This window comes from Salipiger mangrovisoli (genome assembly GCF_015223355.1).
In the GTDB taxonomy this organism is placed as follows: domain Bacteria; phylum Pseudomonadota; class Alphaproteobacteria; order Rhodobacterales; family Rhodobacteraceae; genus Salipiger; species Salipiger mangrovisoli.
On record NZ_JADFFK010000009.1, the window covers coordinates 207,406 to 224,882 of the forward strand.

At 67.5% G+C, this 17,477-nt stretch carries 15 protein-coding genes; 6 read left to right on the forward strand and 9 right to left on the reverse strand.

From position 1 onward, the window contains the following. Positions 1–18: 18 nt before the first annotated feature. The 4 genes from IQ782_RS13955 to IQ782_RS13970 are packed head-to-tail and all read left to right on the forward strand — an operon-like array spanning position 19 to position 3,979. Positions 19–942 carry an ABC transporter permease gene (locus IQ782_RS13955; protein ID WP_194135252.1) on the forward strand — a complete coding sequence of 308 codons (924 nt, stop codon included), beginning with the start codon at positions 19–21 and terminating at the stop codon, positions 940–942. After that, entirely contained in the window at positions 935–1,801 is an 867-nt protein-coding gene (locus tag IQ782_RS13960; RefSeq protein ID WP_240989288.1) for an ABC transporter ATP-binding protein, read from the forward strand. The genes IQ782_RS13955 and IQ782_RS13960 overlap by 8 nt, the downstream gene beginning before the upstream one ends. A 14-nt stretch (positions 1,802–1,815) precedes the next feature. Continuing rightward, on the forward strand, positions 1,816–2,583 hold the full coding sequence (locus IQ782_RS13965; protein ID WP_194135253.1) for an ABC transporter ATP-binding protein: 768 nt from the start codon (positions 1,816–1,818) through the stop codon (positions 2,581–2,583). Positions 2,584–2,605: 22 nt separating this feature from the next. Further along, positions 2,606–3,979 (forward strand): MmgE/PrpD family protein, encoded by a 1,374-nt coding sequence (locus IQ782_RS13970; RefSeq protein WP_194135254.1) that lies wholly within the window; start codon positions 2,606–2,608, stop codon positions 3,977–3,979. Here the strand turns inward: IQ782_RS13970 and IQ782_RS13975 are convergent. The 5 genes from IQ782_RS13975 to IQ782_RS13995 form a co-directional block, all read right to left on the reverse strand. Further along, a complete protein-coding gene (locus IQ782_RS13975; RefSeq protein ID WP_194135255.1) occupies positions 3,976–4,941 on the reverse strand; it encodes a LysR family transcriptional regulator in 966 nt (321 codons plus the stop codon). The two genes, IQ782_RS13970 and IQ782_RS13975, sit on opposite strands and share 4 nt — an antisense overlap. Before the next feature lie 134 nt (positions 4,942–5,075). Then, positions 5,076–6,074: a serine hydrolase gene (locus IQ782_RS13980; protein ID WP_194135256.1), complete on the reverse strand. Its 999-nt coding sequence runs from the start codon at positions 6,072–6,074 to the stop codon at positions 5,076–5,078. Positions 6,075–6,146: 72 nt separating this feature from the next. Continuing rightward, the gene (locus IQ782_RS13985; protein ID WP_194135257.1) at positions 6,147–7,742 is read right to left on the reverse strand and encodes an ABC transporter substrate-binding protein; all 1,596 of its coding nucleotides are present in this window, start codon (positions 7,740–7,742) and stop codon (positions 6,147–6,149) included. 37 nt (positions 7,743–7,779) lie between these two features. After that, positions 7,780–9,597 (reverse strand): alpha/beta hydrolase family protein, encoded by a 1,818-nt coding sequence (locus IQ782_RS13990; RefSeq protein ID WP_194135258.1) that lies wholly within the window; start codon positions 9,595–9,597, stop codon positions 7,780–7,782. A gap of 138 nt (positions 9,598–9,735) precedes the next feature. Then, positions 9,736–10,434, reverse strand: a complete 699-nt coding sequence (locus IQ782_RS13995; RefSeq protein WP_194135259.1) for a GntR family transcriptional regulator — start codon at positions 10,432–10,434, stop codon at positions 9,736–9,738. 233 nt (positions 10,435–10,667) lie between these two features. Here IQ782_RS13995 and IQ782_RS14000 point away from each other — a divergent pair, with 233 nt between their 5' ends. Both IQ782_RS14000 and IQ782_RS14005 read left to right on the forward strand, forming a co-directional pair. Further along, positions 10,668–11,576 (forward strand): EamA family transporter, encoded by a 909-nt coding sequence (locus IQ782_RS14000; protein ID WP_194135260.1) that lies wholly within the window; start codon positions 10,668–10,670, stop codon positions 11,574–11,576. Then, positions 11,569–13,050 (forward strand): serine hydrolase domain-containing protein, encoded by a 1,482-nt coding sequence (locus IQ782_RS14005; protein ID WP_194135261.1) that lies wholly within the window; start codon positions 11,569–11,571, stop codon positions 13,048–13,050. The genes IQ782_RS14000 and IQ782_RS14005 overlap by 8 nt, the downstream gene beginning before the upstream one ends. Positions 13,051–13,937: 887 nt before the next feature. Here the strand turns inward: IQ782_RS14005 and IQ782_RS14010 are convergent. From IQ782_RS14010 to IQ782_RS14025, 4 genes are read right to left on the reverse strand one after another with little or no spacing between them, the layout of a single operon-like run. Next, positions 13,938–14,750, reverse strand: a complete 813-nt coding sequence (locus IQ782_RS14010; protein WP_194135262.1) for a metallophosphoesterase — start codon at positions 14,748–14,750, stop codon at positions 13,938–13,940. A 13-nt stretch (positions 14,751–14,763) separates the two neighbouring features. Next, a complete protein-coding gene (locus tag IQ782_RS14015) occupies positions 14,764–15,789 on the reverse strand; it encodes an ABC transporter ATP-binding protein (RefSeq protein WP_194135263.1) in 1,026 nt (341 codons plus the stop codon). Further along, positions 15,786–16,571: an ABC transporter permease gene (locus tag IQ782_RS14020; RefSeq protein ID WP_194135264.1), complete on the reverse strand. Its 786-nt coding sequence runs from the start codon at positions 16,569–16,571 to the stop codon at positions 15,786–15,788. Before IQ782_RS14020 ends, IQ782_RS14015 begins: the two co-directional genes overlap by 4 nt. A 1-nt stretch (position 16,572) precedes the next feature. Continuing rightward, a complete protein-coding gene (locus IQ782_RS14025; protein ID WP_194135265.1) occupies positions 16,573–17,376 on the reverse strand; it encodes an ABC transporter permease in 804 nt (267 codons plus the stop codon). Positions 17,377–17,477 lie beyond the last annotated feature (101 nt).

Genomic DNA, 17,477 nt, shown 5'->3' on the forward strand with positions numbered 1-17,477 from the left:
CGGAAAGGACAAACTGACATGACCGACATCTCCTCTCCGCCGCGGTCCGGCTCGCTGGGCACCTGGCTGCGCGATCCCAACCCGACCTCGCCCCTGCAGGCGCGGCTGCACCAGAGCTGGCGCATGTGGCGAAAGTTGCGGCGCAACGGCTCTGCCCTGCTGGGCCTGGCGATCCTGCTGGTGATCGCGCTGGCCGCGCTGTTCGCGCCGCTGCTGGCGACACATGACATCTTTGCGCAGGACCTCGGCAATCGGCTGGCGCTGCCTTCGGGCGAGCATTGGTTCGGCACCGACGAACTTGGCCGGGACATCTACTCGCGGCTGCTCTACGGCGCCCGCATCACCCTTTACATCGCCGGACTGACGGCGGTGATCTCGGCGCCGATCGGGCTGTTGGTGGGGGCTGTCTCGGGGTATTTCGGCGGCTGGGTCGATACGGTGATGATGCGCGTCACCGAGATCTTCCTTGCCTTCCCGTCGCTGGTTCTTGCGCTGGCCTTCGTGTCGGCGCTCGGGCCGGGCATCAACAACGCGATCATCGCCATCTCGCTCACCGCATGGCCGCCGATCGCCCGGCTGGCACGGGCCGAGACGCTGATCATCCGCCGCTCGGACTACATTTCGGCGGTACGCCTGCAGGGCGCGTCGGCACTGCGGATCATCGCGCGGCACGTGGTGCCGATGTGCCTGCCCTCGGTGATCGCGCGGGTCACGCTGAATATGGCGTCGATCATCCTCTCGGCGGCGGGCCTTGGCTTTCTCGGTCTCGGCGCACAGCCGCCCAGCCCGGAATGGGGTGCCATGCTGTCCTCCGCGCGCCAGTTCATCCTGTCGAACGGCTTTGTCGCAGCTGCCCCCGGCATGGCGATCCTGCTGACCTCGATTGCCTTTAACCTCGTAGGCGATGGCCTGCGCGACGTGCTGGACCCGCGCCATGACTGAGACTGCATTGATCCAAGACCCGCTCCTGAGCGTGCGCGACCTCAACATCACTTTCCGCAGCGAGGGCCGCGTCACGCAGGCTGTTCGCGGTGTGTCCTTCGACCTCGGTGCCGAAAAGCTGGGAATCGTCGGCGAGTCCGGATCGGGGAAAAGCCAGACCGGACGCGCCCTGATGCGCCTCTCTCCGCCTTCGGCGGAGATCACCGCCGAGCGGATGCAATTCGGTGGGATCGACCTGCTGCGCGCCAGCGAGCGCCAGATGATGCGGATCCGCGGCAATGACATCGCGATGATCCTGCAGGACCCGAAGTATTCGCTGAACCCTCTGATGAAGGTCGGCAAGCAGATCGCCGAGGCCTACCGCATGCATCACCGCGTCGGCCGCTCCGAGGCGCGCAGCCGCGCCATGGCAATGCTCGAGAGCGTACATATCCGAGACCCCGAGCGGGTTTACGAGCTGCTGCCGCACGAGGTTTCGGGCGGTATGGGGCAGCGCATCATGATCGCCATGATGCTGATCGCCGAACCCAAGCTTATCATCGCCGACGAGCCGACATCGGCGCTCGACGTGACGGTCCGGCGGCAGGTGCTGTCCGTGCTGCAGGAGCTCGTCGACCGCGCCGGGGCGAGCCTCATCTTCATCAGCCACGATCTCAACCTCGTCGCCGATTTCTGCGACCGGGTGCTGGTGATGTACCGCGGCCGCGTGCTCGAGAACCTGCCCGCGGCCGCGCTCGGGCAGGCGCGTCACCCCTACACTCGCGGCCTGCTCGACAGCCTGCCGCGTCTCGATCACCCCTGCGACGAGCTTGCGGTGCCGGTGCGCGACCCGGCCTGGCTCGACGCGCCCGCCGCCTGAGAGAGGAACGCGACATGACAACACCCAATCTCGAGGTCTCGCAGCTGAGCATCGCCTTCGGGCAGGGCTCCTCGCGGGTCGAGGTGGTCAAGCAGGCAAATTTCGGCATCGGCAAGGGCGAAAGCTACGGGCTGATCGGCGAGTCGGGCTGCGGCAAATCGACGATCCTGCGCGCCGTCGCAGGCCTGAACCCCGACTACGAGGGCGCGTTGCTGATCGACGGGTTCGAGTTGCCGCGCCGCCGCAGCAAGGAGTTCTTCCGAAAGGTTCAGATGGTCTTCCAGGATCCCTATGCCTCGCTGCACCCGCGCAAGATGGTGCAGAACGTGCTGATCGAGCCGCTGCAGATCATGGGGCTCGACCGCAGGCAGGAGCGCATCGATACGATCCTGAGTGACGTCGGGCTCGACCAGAGCTTCCGCTTCCGCTTTCCGCACGAGCTGTCGGGGGGGCAGCGGCAGCGCATCGCGATCGCGCGCGCGCTGATCGTCGAACCAGAACTGGTGCTCCTCGATGAGCCGACCTCGGCGCTCGACGTGTCGGTGCAGGCAGAGATCCTCAACCTCCTGAACCGGCTGCGCCGCGAGCGCGGGCTGACCTACCTGATGGTCAGTCACGACATCGCGGTGGTTGCGCATATGTGCGACCGCGTGGCGATCATGAAGGACGGGCGGATCCTCGAGAAACTGACCCCCGAGCAGCTGCGCAACGGCGCGGTGTCCGAGGCCTATACGAGTGACTTCCTGGCCGCCTCCGCCCCGGCGGTGGTTCGGGCAGGCTGAGACAGACAAGGACGGAACTCCCATGACAACACTTCTCGAAGCAATCGCCTCTCGGGCGGCGGGCGGCGCCCCCGTGACCGCGGCAAACCGGCGCGCAGCCGAGCACGCCATCGCCGACACTCTGGCCTGCATCGTCGGCGGGCAGGGGGATATTGCCACGCTTGCGGTTCGGCGTGGCACCGGCGCGGCGCGGGCATCGGGCCCCGCCACGCTGGTCGGCGGCGGCAGCGCCGCCGCGCCGCAGGCGGCGATGATCAATGCGACTGCGGGTCATGCGCTCGATTTCGACGACAACTTCGGCCCCGGCATGAGCCATGCCTCTGCGGTGCTTGTCCCGGCCCTGCTGGCGATTGGCCAGGGCAATGGTGCCACGGGTGCCGAGCTGGTCAGCGCCTATCTCACCGGTCTCGAGGCGCAGGCGCTGGTCGGGCTCGGCGTGCGGCCCGAGCACTACGTGGCGGGCTGGCACGGCACCTCAACTGTTGGCACCATCGGGGCCGCGGCAGGCTGTGCGGCGCTGATCGGGCTGGACCGCGACGGCATTGTCCAGGCCATGTCGCTGGCGGTGAGCATGGCCTCGGGCATGAAGGGCCAGTTCGGCACGCCGACCAAGCCGTTCCACGCGGGGATGGCGGCCCGCAATGCCGTCGAGGCGGCACAGCTCGCGGCGGCAGGGCTCTACGGTCGTGCCGACATCCTCGAGCGGGCGCAGGGATTTGGTGCGCTGATGAGCGGCGGCCAGGACGCGGTCTGGGCGCTGCCCGAGCCGGGCGCTCCGCATGTGATCGAGACCGAGGGCCTGATGCCCAAGATCCACCCCTGCTGCGGGTCGACCCACAACTCGGTCGACATGGTGCAGGCGCTGCGGGCCGAGCATGGATTTGCCGCCGACGCGGTCGAGAAGGTGGTGCTGACCGTCGGGCGCGCCAACTACCGCAACCTTGCCTATCCCGAGCCGGTGACCCAGATGGAGGCGCGGTTTTCGATGCAATATTGCGTGGCGCTGGCGCTCACCCAGGACATGCTGTCGCTGTCGGACTTCAGCCCCGAGGCGGTGGCGCGACCGCATGTGCGCGCGCTCTTGCCGCGCATCGAGATGGAGGTCATGCCGCTCGACGAGGAAATTGCGCAGCTGCGTCCGGCGCACCGCGCGCAGATCACCCTCAAGGACGGTCGCAGCTTCAGCGCCGCGCTGGCGCATGCGCGGGGCACTTTGCACGACCCGCTCGACGAGGCGACCCGCGTGGCCAAGCTGCGTGACTGCTTCGACTACGCCGGGCTGGTGCTCGACGATGCCGGTCTGGCGCTGCTGTCGGATATCGACGACCAAACCAGCCTGACGGGGCTCTGCGGACTCCTTGAGAGCCGCGCCGCGGAATTGGCCGACGCGGGTTAATCCCGCGCCGCGCTGAATCGCGCAGGCGCTACGGGGCCATTCGCGAGCTGCCGGTGCAGAGAGGCACCGGCAAGCCGCTCGGCGGCATCCCAGATGCGCCCCTCGATCGGACGATGGTTGCCCTTCTTGCGATACATCGCGATCTCGGCCTCGAGGATCCAGTCCTGCTTGCCCGCAAGCACGAGCCGGCCGCTGCGCAGGTCCTCGGCAACCAGGCTTTCCGGGATCCAGGCGAGGCCCGCGCCGACCAACGCCAGCGAGTGCAGTCCGACGCTCATCGCGTTTGCGGCCACGACGTTCATCGCCACGAGCTTCTCGCGCAGCAGCGGCGCCAGGACCTGGGCGAAGAAGCTCTGCGTGCCGTAGCTGAGGAAACGCACCACGTCGCCGCTGTCGAGATTGTGCAGCGGCCGACCGTCGGCATTCGGAGCGCTGACCGGCAGGATGCGCTCGGTTCCGAGGGTGATCCGGTCGAGATCACGCGGGTCGAGTCCCATCGTCACCGCCGGATGCACATAGGTCAGCAACAGGTCGCTCTCGCCATTGTTGAACATGCGGATGGTGTCGCAATAGGCCGCGTTGGCCGGGATCGGCGCCTCGGCGAACTTGCCGATCTCGGCCTCGATCGCCACCTTCCAGTCCGGCAGGAATGTCACTCTGAGCGTGTGCATGGCCAGGATGTTGACCTGATCACGCGGCTGCTCGGACACGCCGCGGATGCAGGAGCGCAGGTTGGTGAACTGCTGCACCAGGTCGCGCGCCTGGCGTATCATCACTCTGCCCTCGGTGGTGAGCTGTACGGGATAGCTGGACCGGTCGATCAGCGGCGCGCCGACCCAATGCTCGAGGCTGCGGATACGTTTGGACAGGGTCGACTGCGTGATATTGCGCATCTGGGCTGCGCGAGAGAAGTTCCGGACGTCGCTGAGACAGACGAAATCCTCGAGCAGTTTGAGTTCCATGGCGCGACCTTTGCGGCGGAGGACATCCTGCAACCATTGAGTGAGTTTTGTCATGGAGCTGTCAAGAAAAGAGCCCCCGAAAAGGGGGGCTCTCGCCGAGCGACTGCGTAGGCTCTGGGCGGCTGCCCGCGATGTCAGCCGCGCGCGGCCCTGAGCACCGCCTTCAGCACGTATCCGAACTCGTGCTTGCTGATCGCGCGGCCCTTCTGCTCGGTGTCGACTCGATGCACGAGGACCATGTCGAGTTCGGGGATGACCATGCAGTAATGCCCGCCCGCGCCCTGCGCGGCGTAGGATCCCGCCGGCGTGCGCACGCCGGGGACAAAGACGCCGTCACGCTCAAGCCACCAGCAGTAGCCATAGGCGCCGCGGTGCCCCGCGTCGGAATAGCGCAGCAGATTTTCCTCGGCCCAATCTTCTGGAAGCACGCGCCGTCCCGACCAGCGCCCGGCCTGCAGGAAAAGCTGGCCGAACCGTGCCAGGTCGCGGCTGCTCATGCGGAATGGGTAGGCCGGGTGGCGCGAAACCTCGAAGGGCTCGGTCCAGGCATCGGGGCGGTCGCCCGCGAGCGAGAAGTCCTGCATCCCGAGCGGCGCCGCGATCCGCGTGGCAAAGGCCTCGGCGACCGAAAGCCCGATGCACTGGGTAAAGACCGTTCCAAGCGCGTTGAAATCCCAGTTGTTGTAGCACCAGAAGGTGCCGGGCGCGTGGCTGTGGCGCTTTTCCTTGATGAGCTGCATCCACTCGGTCTCGTAGCCCGCGGGGTGGTAGATGCCGGAGCGCGCCATCAGCAGGTCGTGGACCGTGGCCTGCCGTTCGACGCGGCTGAGCGGGTCGTGGTCATCAATTCCAAGGCTTTGCATCGTCGCGGTCAGGTCGATCCGCCCGGCCGCCACGTCCTCTCCGATCATTGCGGCAAGAAAGCTCTTGCGGATCGAGTGGCAGAGAAACTTGTGGGTGATGTCGCCATGGGTGAACACGACGCGCCCGCCCTGCACCACCATCAGGCAATCGGAGTTCTGCGAGGCGAGGACCTCGTGAAGGCGGGCAACGCCCGCGCCGTTCCAGCCCGCGGCCTCGGGGCTGTCAAAGCTCTGCCAGGTCGCGCCGGGGTTGCTTTCGATGCCTGTCACGGCAAGTCCTTCCCTTCTTACTGCGCCGGGCCCGCGGTTGAGCGGGCCCGGCAGGATATTGATATCAATGGATTACTTGGTGGCCTTGCCGTAGTAGATGCGGAAGCCGTTCCAGGTCCAGTCGTGCAGGCTGTCGCGCTTTCCGGCGGCGCTCATCGTCTGCATGATGTACGCCATCGGCCCCTGCTGCATGATGTCCTGCTGCAACGCGTGGTACATCCGCGCGCGCAGCTCCGGGTCACGCTCGAAAAGCGCCGCCTCGACGCGCGCGTTCATCTCCTCGTCCTGGTACCCCGAGCGCCATGCCGGGTACTGGGTCAGTTTCGCCTCGAGCGCATTGTCCGGGTTCATCACCAAGCGCGAGGCCATGCCGTTGGCGTCGGGCACATTGGTCTTGAAGCCGAGCAGCGCCGCGTCGAAATCCCTTGCGCGGTTCCGGGCGTAGAGCTGGGCATTGGCCATGCGCTCGATCTTGAAGGTGACGCCGGCCTTCGAGGCGGTCTCCTGTACCGACTGCGCGATCGGGTTGCCGTAGGGGTGCGAGCCGATGATCAGCGACACTTCGAAGCCCTCGGGGAAGCCTGCCTCTGCCAGCAGTGCCTTGGCCTTTTCGACATCGACCTTGAAGGGCTGCCCCTCTTTCTCGTCCAGCGCTCCGAAGGCGCCAAGCTGCACGAAGGAGGCGCGCGGCACGCCGACTCCTTTCATCACGGAGTCCGCCAAGCCCTGGTAATCAATGAGATGGCGCATCGCGAGGCGCACCTTGGGATCATCGAACGGGGGCTTGGTGACATTCATGCCCATGTAGAACAGCGAGGGGACAAGCGTGCGCACCACGTCGACACCGTCCTGAGACTCGAGCGCGTCGAGATCCTCGGCGGTAAGATTGCGCGCGACATCAACGTCACCCTTCTCGAGCAGCAGGCGCTGGGTGCCGGGTTCGGCGACGTGGCGGATCAGCACGCGCGGCAGGTTGGGCGTGTTCGGGCCGGTGTAGGTCTCGTTGGCCTGCAACAGCACGCTTTCGCTGGGGTTCCACTGCGCGACGCTGTAGGGGCCGACGCAGGCGCTCTTGTCCTGCAGGTAGGCGTTGCCGCGATCGCCGTCGGTCTCATGCGCCTCGACTTCGCTGCGGTTGAGCATGACCGAGACACGGTTGGCGGCGATCGAGGCCAGCAGGAGGTTCACCGGGTAGGGTTTGTCGAGCTGCATCACCACGGTCCGATCGTCGGGAGCGCTGATCAGCCTGTCGATCGTGTCCTGTGTGAACCCATATTCGGTCAGCGAGGCCGAGTTGCCGAAGCCCAACTCGACCACGCGCTTCATCGACCAGACAAGATCGCCGGCCGAGCCCGGCGTGCCGTCGGGATAGACGATGCCGTCGCGCAGGTGGAAGGTGACGGTCTGCCCGTCTTCGGAGACGTCCCAGCTCTCGGCGAGGCTGGGGACGAACTCGGCCTCGTTCTCGGGGTCGTAGTCCACCAGTGCGTCGCAGGCATTCATGATGATCTCGTCGGTCACCACTTCGGCGATCTGCGCCGGATCGAAGCTGGAAATCGCGTCGATGTTGTAGGCCATGACCAGGGCGCTGTCAGGTGTCGCGGCCTGAGCGCCTGCCGCCGCGCCAAGCGCAAGCGCGCTGGCCGCAAGAAGGGGGCTGAACTGCATGAGATCTCTCCTGTCGGGGCTTGTTTTCGTTGCGGGATCAGAGGTGTCGCGCCAGGAAGGCGGCTATGGTCTCGAAGACGCGGCTCTTGTTGCTGCGGCGCGAGAACCCGTGGCCCTCATGCTCGATGCGCAGGTAGTCGACCGGGCGATCGAGCCCGCGCAGGGCCGAGAGCACCTGCTCGCCCTGTTCGATCGGAACGCGCGGGTCGTCGGTGGCGTGGACGATCAGCAGCGGCGCGGTGATCCGCGCTATCCGGGCGATCGGTGAGATGCGGCGGAGCAGTTCGGCATCTTGCACCGGGTCGCCGTATTCCGCGGCGCGCAGCACCTGCCGCCAGGGGCCGGTGGTCATCATCAACGTCGGAAAGTTCGAGATGCCGTAGATGTCGATGCCGCAGCACCATTTTTCCGGCGCCTCGGTCATCGCGGCGAGCGTCATGAAGCCGCCGTAGCTTTGCCCGGCGACGGCGATGCGCGCGGCGTCGGTGTCTTCACGGGCCGCTATGTGATCGCGCAGGGCGATGAGATCCTGCACCGCGTCCATACGCTTTTCGAGATCGTCCGCCGCGCAATAGCGCCGGCCATAGCCCGACGAGCCGCGCACGTTCGGAGCGACCACCATGATGCCGTTCTGCAGGTGGTGGGGTATATCGGCGCGGAACTGCGCCTTCCACTGGGATTCCGGGCCGCCGTGGACCAGGAACAGCACTGGCCAGCCGGTCTCGGGCGGGGTGCCGGCGGGAGTGTAGAGGAAATAGGGCACCGAGAGCCCGTCGAAACTGTCGAAGCGCAGCACCTCGGGCGCACAATGGCTGGTGACGGGGCCGGTGTCGGCAGCGGCGAAGAGCCGGGTAAAGCCGTCCTCGGCGGACCAGCCCCAGAGTGCGGTCGGCTCGGAAGGGCTGGAGAAATCGAGGATCAGTTGGCGCGTCTCGGGGGCAAAGGCCAGGCCGCCGATGACGCCGCCAGCCGGCGCCCCCAGGTCGGTCGCCGTGCCGGTTGCCAGATCGACCAGTTCGATGCGCAGCAGACCTTCGCGGTTCACCACGCAGGCGGCGCTTGTCTTGTCGGGCGCAAGCACGGCTTTCTCAATTTCCCAACCCGGCGCTTCGTGCAGCGGTGTGAGCGTCTGCGCCGAGAAGTCGGCGTGACAGAGCCGGGGCACATCGTTGCCTTGGTCGGTCAGAACCAGCGCGCCGCAGGCGTCCGGGTCGAGCTTGACCGACAGGTATTGCGCCGGGCCGGCGTGCGGCAGGGCCGGCGTCGCCACGCCGGTGCCGAGGGCGAGCCAGAGCAGATCCTGGTCGCGCATCGAGCGCCGGCAGTCCCGGAGCAGCAAGCGGTCGTCGCCGGCAAAGGCCAAAGGCTCGACATGGCCCGCGCCTTGCCAGACGCGGCGCCGCTCGAACGTCCCGAGGTCCATCACGTGAATGTCCATCAGCCGCGGGTCGCGTTCGTTGCTGGCAAAGGCGATCCGCGTGGCATCGGCGGACCAGCAGCCCCAGACGTGCACCCGCCCTCGGGCAGTGGTGAGCGGGCGCGGGCTGCCCTCTGCGCCTGGGATCAGCCAGATCTGGTAGCGCTCGTCCATCCCGCAATCGGTGGTGTAGATCAGGTCGCGCCCCTTGGGCGCAAAGGCGATGGAAACCACGCGCTCGGACAGGTCGGTAATTTGCCGGGGTGGCCCCGAAGGCCGGCCGTCCTGCATGTCGCACAGCCAGATTTGGTTCAGCCCGCTCTCGTTCGACAGAAAGGCCATCTGCGTGCCGTCGGCAGAGAGAGACGCGCCGCTGGCCTCGGGCAGGGCGACGTAGTCGGACATGGAAACGGGGGCGACCGGGCTTGGGCTGTTCATCGGGGCTCCTGTCTGCTGCGGCCTGTGGCCAGCAAAAGTCCACCCGATACGGGGCCGAGTTTCCAACAACTGTTTGGAAAGATTCAAGTCCGATCCGGCATAGTTTGCCGCAGCGGCAGCGGCAGCGGCTGCCTTGGTTCAGCGGGTTCCGGCGGCGTGGCCTGCGCGGATCTCGTCTTCGGTGCGCGACCAGTTGTCGATCATCCGCCGGCCCGAGCGGTAGGTGTGTTCGGCCTGGATGCGATAGGCGCGCTCCGGCTGGCGCTCCAGCAGCGCATCGAACAATTCGAGGTGCTCGTCCTGCGACTGGCGCAGCAGGTCAGCGTCGAACCAGCGCCAGCGGATCAGGTTGAACAGCGGCACTTCGTTGGCCCTGCGCACCAAGTCGGCAAGGAATGGGTTCTGTGCCGCCGCGCGGATGGTGTCGTGGAAGCGGCGGTTGATCGGCAGGAACGCATCGCGGATCTCGTCGTCCCAGCGCCGCTCGCGCACCAGTGCCCCGGTCTGCGCCAGCAGGTCGCGAAGTTCGGCCTCAGCGGCGGGAGACAGCCCGTTCTCGGCGGCAAGCCGCGCCGCCAGTCCCTCGAGTTCTGTGCGCACGCGGAAGATCCGCGCGATGTCCTCGACCGTGAAGCGTCGCACCGTGTAGCCGGCGTTGGGCGTGTAGTCGAGCAGCCCCTCGGCCGCGAGCGCCGAGAGCGCATTGCGTACCGGGGTTCGCGATACGCCGATGCGCTCGGCAAGATCGACTTCATTCAGTCGGCTGCCGCCGGGATATCGCGCCTCGGCGATCCCCTCCCTGATATGGCGCATGACCTGCTGGCCGCGTGTCGACATCGCTCTCTCCGTTTTCGGTCTTTTGTATCCAGCGGGCGGCGCGGCGCAAGGACGAAGGCGCGTCGCAGGTTGATCACGGCCTGAATTGTATCCAATCCGTCTTGTAAGTCGAAATATTCGGGCGTAGGACTCCCGTGATGGCGCAATATTTCGGATTGGGAGTCTTTTTGGATGCCGAACGCATGTTTTATTGGATGCAATCTGGCCGTTCCGCCTCAATCTGAGACCCTTTCGTGAACTTCGCCGAGGATTTTGCGGAACGCTTCCGCCTGCGCATCGCGGCGCTGCCGGCCAACCTGCAAGGCGCGGTCTGGGTGGTCATGGCCGGGCTGGTCCTGACGGTGATGACCGCGCTCATCAAGACCGTCGGCTCGACGATCCCGGTAGTTCAGATCCTGTTTGTTCGCCAGATCGTGATGACCGCGGCGATGCTGCCGCGGATCCTGCGCGATCCGCGTGACGCGTTCCACACCACCAGCCCCAGGCTGCACCTGGCGCGGGTGGGGCTGTCGTCCGTGGCGATGACCGCCGGCTTCACGGCCATGGTCCACCTGCCGCTGGCCGATGCCGTGGCGATCAGCTTTTCGCGGTCCTTCTTCGTGGCGATCTTCGCCATCGTGATCCTGCACGAGATTGTCTGGGCGCACCGATGGATCGGCATCATCGCCGGATTCCTGGGCGTGGTGATCATCACCGATCCGCGCGGCGCAGAGGTGGATGGATACACCTTGCTGGCCCTGCTTGCGGCGGCGGCGGTGGCGATGATCATGGTGATCGTCCGCAAGCTGGCGCAGAGCGAGAAGCTGGGCACGGTGATCACCTATCAGGCGGTGGGCGTCGGTGCGATCCTCGCGATCCCGGCGGCGATGTCCTGGGTCGCGCCCACGCTCGAGCAATGGCTGCTGCTTCTCTGCATCGGCACGCTGTCGACCGTGGGGCAGAGCCTCAACTTCCTGGCCTTCCGCGTCGGCGAGGCGACGGCACTGGCCCCCTTCGACTACCTGCGGCTGGTCTATTCGGCGCTGATCGGAGCGGTTTTCTTCCTCGAGGCACCAACGCTCACCACGCTGGGGGGCGCGTTGCTGATCGTGGTCGGCACCCTATGGGGCTTCTGGATGGAAAAGCGCTATCGGCATGTTTGACGCAGATTGGGCCGCGGCGCAGGCGGCGGCAGAGGAAGAGCTCGAGCGCTGGGACGAACAGGGGCCGGGTGCGGTTGTGCTCGGCATCGAGCGGGGCAGGCTGCAACTGCTGGCCGCCCGTGGCCGGGCCGAGTGCGGCGGGGCGGCGCTCGACGGGACCAGCGTGTTCCGCTGGGCATCGGTCACCAAGCATGTGCTTGCCGCGTGTCTGCTCGAGAGCGGCGTGCTGCCGCTCGAGATGCCGCTCGGTGCGGCGCTGCCGGAGCTTGCGCCCGCTCCTGCCGCCGTCACCGTCGCGCAGGCGCTTGCCATGCAGGGCGGCCTGCCGGACACGCGCGAAAGCCTGACGCTGCTTGGCTTTCACGCGCTCGACCGGACCGATGCGGCCGCGCTGCTGGCCTGGTCCGCCGGGATTGACCGGCTGAACGCCGAGCCGGGCACGGAGGTCGCCTATTCCAACGGCGGCTACCGCCTGCTCGAGGCGGCCCTTGCGCGGCGCGGGGTGGTCTTTGCCGAATGGGTCGCGGCACGCGCAGGGCGGCTCGGCCTCGGGATGCACGCCTCGGAGCACTGGAGCGATCCGGTGCCCGGCCTCGTGCCAGGCCATGTTGTCGGCCAAACCGGCTGGAGCCACGGCGCACAGGGCATGCACCTGTCTGCGGCGGGCTCGCTCTCGGGCTCGGCGGAAGACCTGGCGCTCTGGCTCGCCGATCTTATGCCGCGCCCGGAGTTTGCGCGGATGTCCCGACCGCTGCCATTGGCGTCTGGACAGGCGACAAGCTACGGCCTTGGGCTGCGGCTCTTGCAGATCGGCGGCGAGATGGTGGCCGGGCACGGCGGCGCACAGCCGGGCTATCGCGCCGGGTTTCTCTGCGCTCCGGGTGAAGCGCGGGCGCTGGTCGTGCTGAGCAACCGCGACGACGGCGATGCCACCGGCATCGCGGCGCGCGTCTGGGCGCGGATGCGCAGCACGCGGCTGCGCCGCGACGCGGTGGGCACCTGGGCACCGCCGGGGCTCTACGCGGCCCCGGGCGGCGATCTCTGGGCCGAAGTGAAGCCCGGCGCGATTTCCGTGCGTGACGCCGAGGAGGCCTTGTTCGCCGCGTCCGATGGCTGGGTCGAGAGCGCCGCGCCGCAGTCCATGATGCGGTTGCGCTGCACGGATGGCGCGATTGTGGGAGAGATGTTCCACAAGCCGGTGCGCCTTCTGCCGGTCTCTGCCGGAAACGGCGAGGCGGAAGCGCCCGAACTCGATGGCCACTGGATTGGTGACGGTGCGCTGCTCGGCATCCGCGGGACCCGCCTGCGGTGGGGCGCGGGGCCGCGTGCGACAGACGTGGCGTTGACGCCGCTGGGCAATGGACGATGGCTGTTTCCCGCCATGGGGCGCCGCATCTGCCTGACGCGGCTCGCCCCGGACCGAGTCCGGCTGTCGCTGGCGCGCTCGCGGGTCGTCGAATACCGAAGGCTTTGACCCTCGCTGCGATCAACCATGCCATCGCTCAGTCGAGGTTGTCGGCAAGCTATTGTGTTGCTTAGAAAAATTTGATTGACGCGCGGGAAGAGGGGGAATGACTTTCCGCTGCGGCGGTCGTCCAAAAGCTTCCGAGCGTATCGCTCGGGCTCGATCAGAAAGTGATCCAACTCGGTTCCAAGCTTGGGGAACGAGGCCATCCCGGTCAAACTTTCGCGGTGACATGAAGAGTGCCGCGGAAGCGCGTGGATGTCTGGCTTCGGTCTTTTGCCGCCCTTCTCGGCTCAGGATTCTCCGGCGAACACCCTCGGTCGCACGGCGCTGGCGGTCGTGGTCCTGCCGGATTTCGACAGGTGCCAGCCCCGCAGCGCGCGTGTGGGGCAGTCGATCACCATCCGTCCTTAGCGGTCCAGATGCGGGCGGACGCGGTCGACCGTGCCTCGTTCGGTGCAGGGTCGCACGTCCGGCGCGCCTCCGAGACCGTCGTGTTGTCCTGGATGATTTCGATCACCGGGGCTGCCTTGGGCTTCGCCCTCCATGCGTGATGCTGGCGTCCATCGTCATGCGCATCGCGTGTCACATGCTCGGCGGGGCCTGGGTATAGGTTCGGCCTGCCAGCGGATCCCTTGAGGAGCCGAGACAATTTTGCGGTGCCGGGGATCGGTCAATCGCCAGGCCGCCAGGCACTTGGGGTGCGCCGGGAGTCCCGGCGGAAAGCAGGGCAATATCCCGGTCAAAGCGCGCTTGTGCCGGGACGAGTGGCTCAAGCGCGCCGTGATCTTGGCTGCCCTGTTCAGGGGCCGGAGGCGCGTGTGGCTCTCCGCCGTGATGGTTGCCCAGGCGTCTCCGCCTCGCTTGTCGAGACGTCGGGTCCGATCGCGAAGCTTTCAGACCTCGCCGAAGGGCCAGGGCCCGGGTACGTGCCCGACCGGGATCTGCATCGAGGTGAAGCCCTGGTCGGCCGCATGGCTGATCAGGGTCAGCGCGCCGGGCTCGAGCGTGAGGCAATTCTCGGCATCGGCGCGGCGGTCGAGATGCACCGCGTGACAGGGTGCCGGGACGATCTGGCAGGGCACGGCTCCGATCTGCGCGCTCGCCGTGCGATGCACGTGACCCGAAATCATGCGAACCGGGCCCGGATGGGCTTCGAGCCGGCGCAGGACTGCCGCACCATCGTGCAGGTTGTCGGCATCCATCGCCGCAATGCCCGAGGCCATCCACGGGTGATGCGTCGCGACCAGCGCGGGCCGGCTGCCGATGCGGGTCAGCGCGGCATCGAGGAAGGCATGGCCTTCCTCACCCAGCTCGCCGTGGTGTGCACCCTCGCGCAGGGTATCGAGCGCGATCAGGTCCCAATCCTCGAAGCTGCGCTGCCAGTTCACCTCACCGCTGGCCGGAAGCCAGTCGGTGCCTGCAAAGACCGTCCGCATGGGCGCGCGACGGTCATGATTGCCGGGGATCGCCCACCAGGGCAGGGCGAGCCGCTGCATGATCGTGGCGAAGCGGCGGTACTCGTCCTCGGTGCCGTGATCGGTGAGATCGCCGGTCACCAGAACGCCGGCGACCGGCCCCAGCTCGGGCAGGCGGGTGTTGATCGTGGTGATCGCCGACATCAGCGCGGCGGCGGTGTCGGAATGGCCGTAGGCGAGGGCACCCTCGGGCACGATATGCGTGTCGGACAGGACGATGATCGAGGTCATGGGGGTCTTTCAATCAGGCTGCGGCGGGCAGGGTCAGGATCGCATGCGGCGGAATGGACAGCCGCACCGTGTCGCCGGGGCGGGGGGCGCTATGGCCGTGGTGCAGGGAAAACAGAGGCGCCGGGCCGGTGGTGGTCAGCTTGATGCGGTAGTGGGTGCCGAGGAAGGTCACCGCGTCCACGGTCGCGGGCAGGGGGCCGGCATCGTCGAGCGCAATGTCTTCACCCCGCACCCAGGCAGTGGTTCCATGCGCGGGCTGCGCCAGCGGCAAGACCGCCCCGTCGATGAGCAGCCTGTCGCCTTCGATCCGCCCGCCGAGCGGCATCGCGTTGCCGACGAAGCGCGCGACGAAGGCGTCGGCGGGGCGTCGGTAGAGCGCCTCGGGCGCACCGATCTGCAGCATGTTTCCCATGCTCATCACGGCGACCCGATCGGCGATCGCCATGGCCTCGTCCTGGTCGTGGGTGACAAAGACGGCGGTTGTCCCGACGGCGCGCAGCAGCTCGGCCAGCTCGTCGCGCAGGTCGGTGCGCAGCGCGGCATCGAGGGCGGAGAGCGGCTCGTCGAGCAGCAGCACCCGCGGGCGCGGCGCCACGGCGCGGGCCAGCGCGACCCGCTGGCGCTGGCCGCCCGAGAGCGCGGTGATCGCACGGTCGGCGTAGGGCTCGAGGCGGCACAGGGCGACCACCTCTGCAACCCGTGCGGCGATCGCGGCACGCGGCAGCCCTGCCATCTTCAGCCCGTAGCCGATGTTGCCGCGCACCGACATGTTGGGGAACAGCGCGTAGTTCTGGAACACCATGCCGATCTTGCGCCGCTCGACGGGCAGGCGCGTCACATCCTCGCCGTTGAAGCTGAGCGTGCCGCCCGCATCGGCGCTCTCGAGCCCGGCGATGATCCGCAGAAGCGTGGTCTTGCCGCAGCCGGAGGGGCCGAGCAGCGAGAGGATCTCGCCCTCGGCGATCTCCAGCGATGTGGGGTTCAGGGCACGTGTGCCATCCGGGAAGGTCTTGGCGACCTTCGAGAGCGTCAGGGTCATCGGAACATCCTCTGGGCGCGGGAGCTGGCCCATTGCATTGCCATCAGCAGCGGCACGATCATCACGAAGAAGACCAGCGTGTAGGCCGAGGCGATCTCGAGCCGCATGGAGGCGTAGCTGTCGGCCAGCCCCACCGGCAGGGTTTTCAGGAACGGGGTGTGCAGCATCCACGTCAGGTTGAACTCGCCGATCGACAGGGTGACCACCGTCAGCCCCCCGGCGAGCACACCGGGCAGCGCGTTGGGCACCACCACGTCGATGAAGCGGCGCCATGGCCCGGCGCCGAGCGTGGCGGCGCTTTCCTCAAGGCTCCTGAGATCGATCGCCGCCAGTACGGCGAGCACGGCACGCAGCATGAAGGGCAGCGTGTAGAGCACGTGGCCAACGAGGATGAAGCTCCAATGCGCGCGGAACCCCTGCAGGCTGCCGTAGAGCTGCAGGAGCGCCAGCGCCAGCGCGAGGCCCGGAATGGCGAGCGGCAGCGAGACGAACTCCTCGATCACCCGCGAGCCGCGGCCGGGTCTGCGCGCCAGCGCGTAGGCGGCGGGCACGCCGATCAGCGTGGTCACCACGAGGCAGGCCAGCGCCAGGCCGATCGACAGGAAGATGCTGCCGGAATAGAGCGACCAGACCTCGGCCACCCATTTCAGCGTGAGCCCCGACGAGAGCCCGCGGAAATAGTTCGCGGTGACCCCGGCCAGCACCGACTGGATCGTCGGCACCAGCAGGAAGGCGCAGGCCAGCAGGGTGAGCGTGAGTTGCAGTGCCTTGGCGATCCGCATCTCAGCCCCCCGCCGCGATGGTGCCGCCCGAAAGGCTGCGCGCGGTCAGCAGCAGCCCCCAGGTGACAAGCCCGAGCACCACCGAGAGCGCCGAGGCCATGGCGAAATTCGCCGACAGGGTGAACTCGGTGTAGATGACCATCGGCAGCACGTCGATGTCGGTGGCCAGCGTGAAGGCGGTGCCGAAGGCCCCCATGGCGGTGGCGAAGGCGATGGCCCCGGCGGCGATCAGCGCCGGGCGCAGCGCTGGCAGGAGCACGTCCCATGTCACCCGCCACGCGGGCGCGCCGAGGGTTCGGGCGGCCTCTTCGAGGGCGGGGTCGATCTTCTCGGCGGCGGCCATGACCGTCAGCAGGACGCGCGGGATGGAGAAGTAGAGGTAGCCGAGAAAGAGCCCGAAAGACGAATAGGCAAACACCGTGTGACCGGGGGTGAGCTGGTTGACCAGCCCCTGACGCCCGGCGAGCAGGATGATCATGAAGCCGACGACGACCCCCGGAAAGGCCAGCGGCAAGGTCAGCACAGAGAGAAGCAGGCTGCGGCCGGGAAAGCGGTTCCGCTGCAGGAAGAGCGCCGCCGTGGTGGAGATCGCCAGCGCCGCTACGGTGACCGTCGCCGAGATCCAGATGGTCTGCAGCAGCGCCGAGATATAGCGCGGGGTCTGCAGGATCTGCCAGTAGACCCCCCAGCCGTCGTCGCCCGAGGCGGCGCCGAGCACCAGCCGCGTGAGCGGCAGCGCCAGGAAGGCCAGCGTGAAGCTCGCCAGCGGCAGCAGGCAGGCCAGAGAGAAGAAGCGTATGGACATGTGGGACTTCCGGGCCGTCGGCCCGCTTGGGGAGGGATGGGGCCAACGGCCCGCTGGGAGGACGCTCGGTGTCGCCCTGTCGCGCGTGGCCTCGGCGGTTT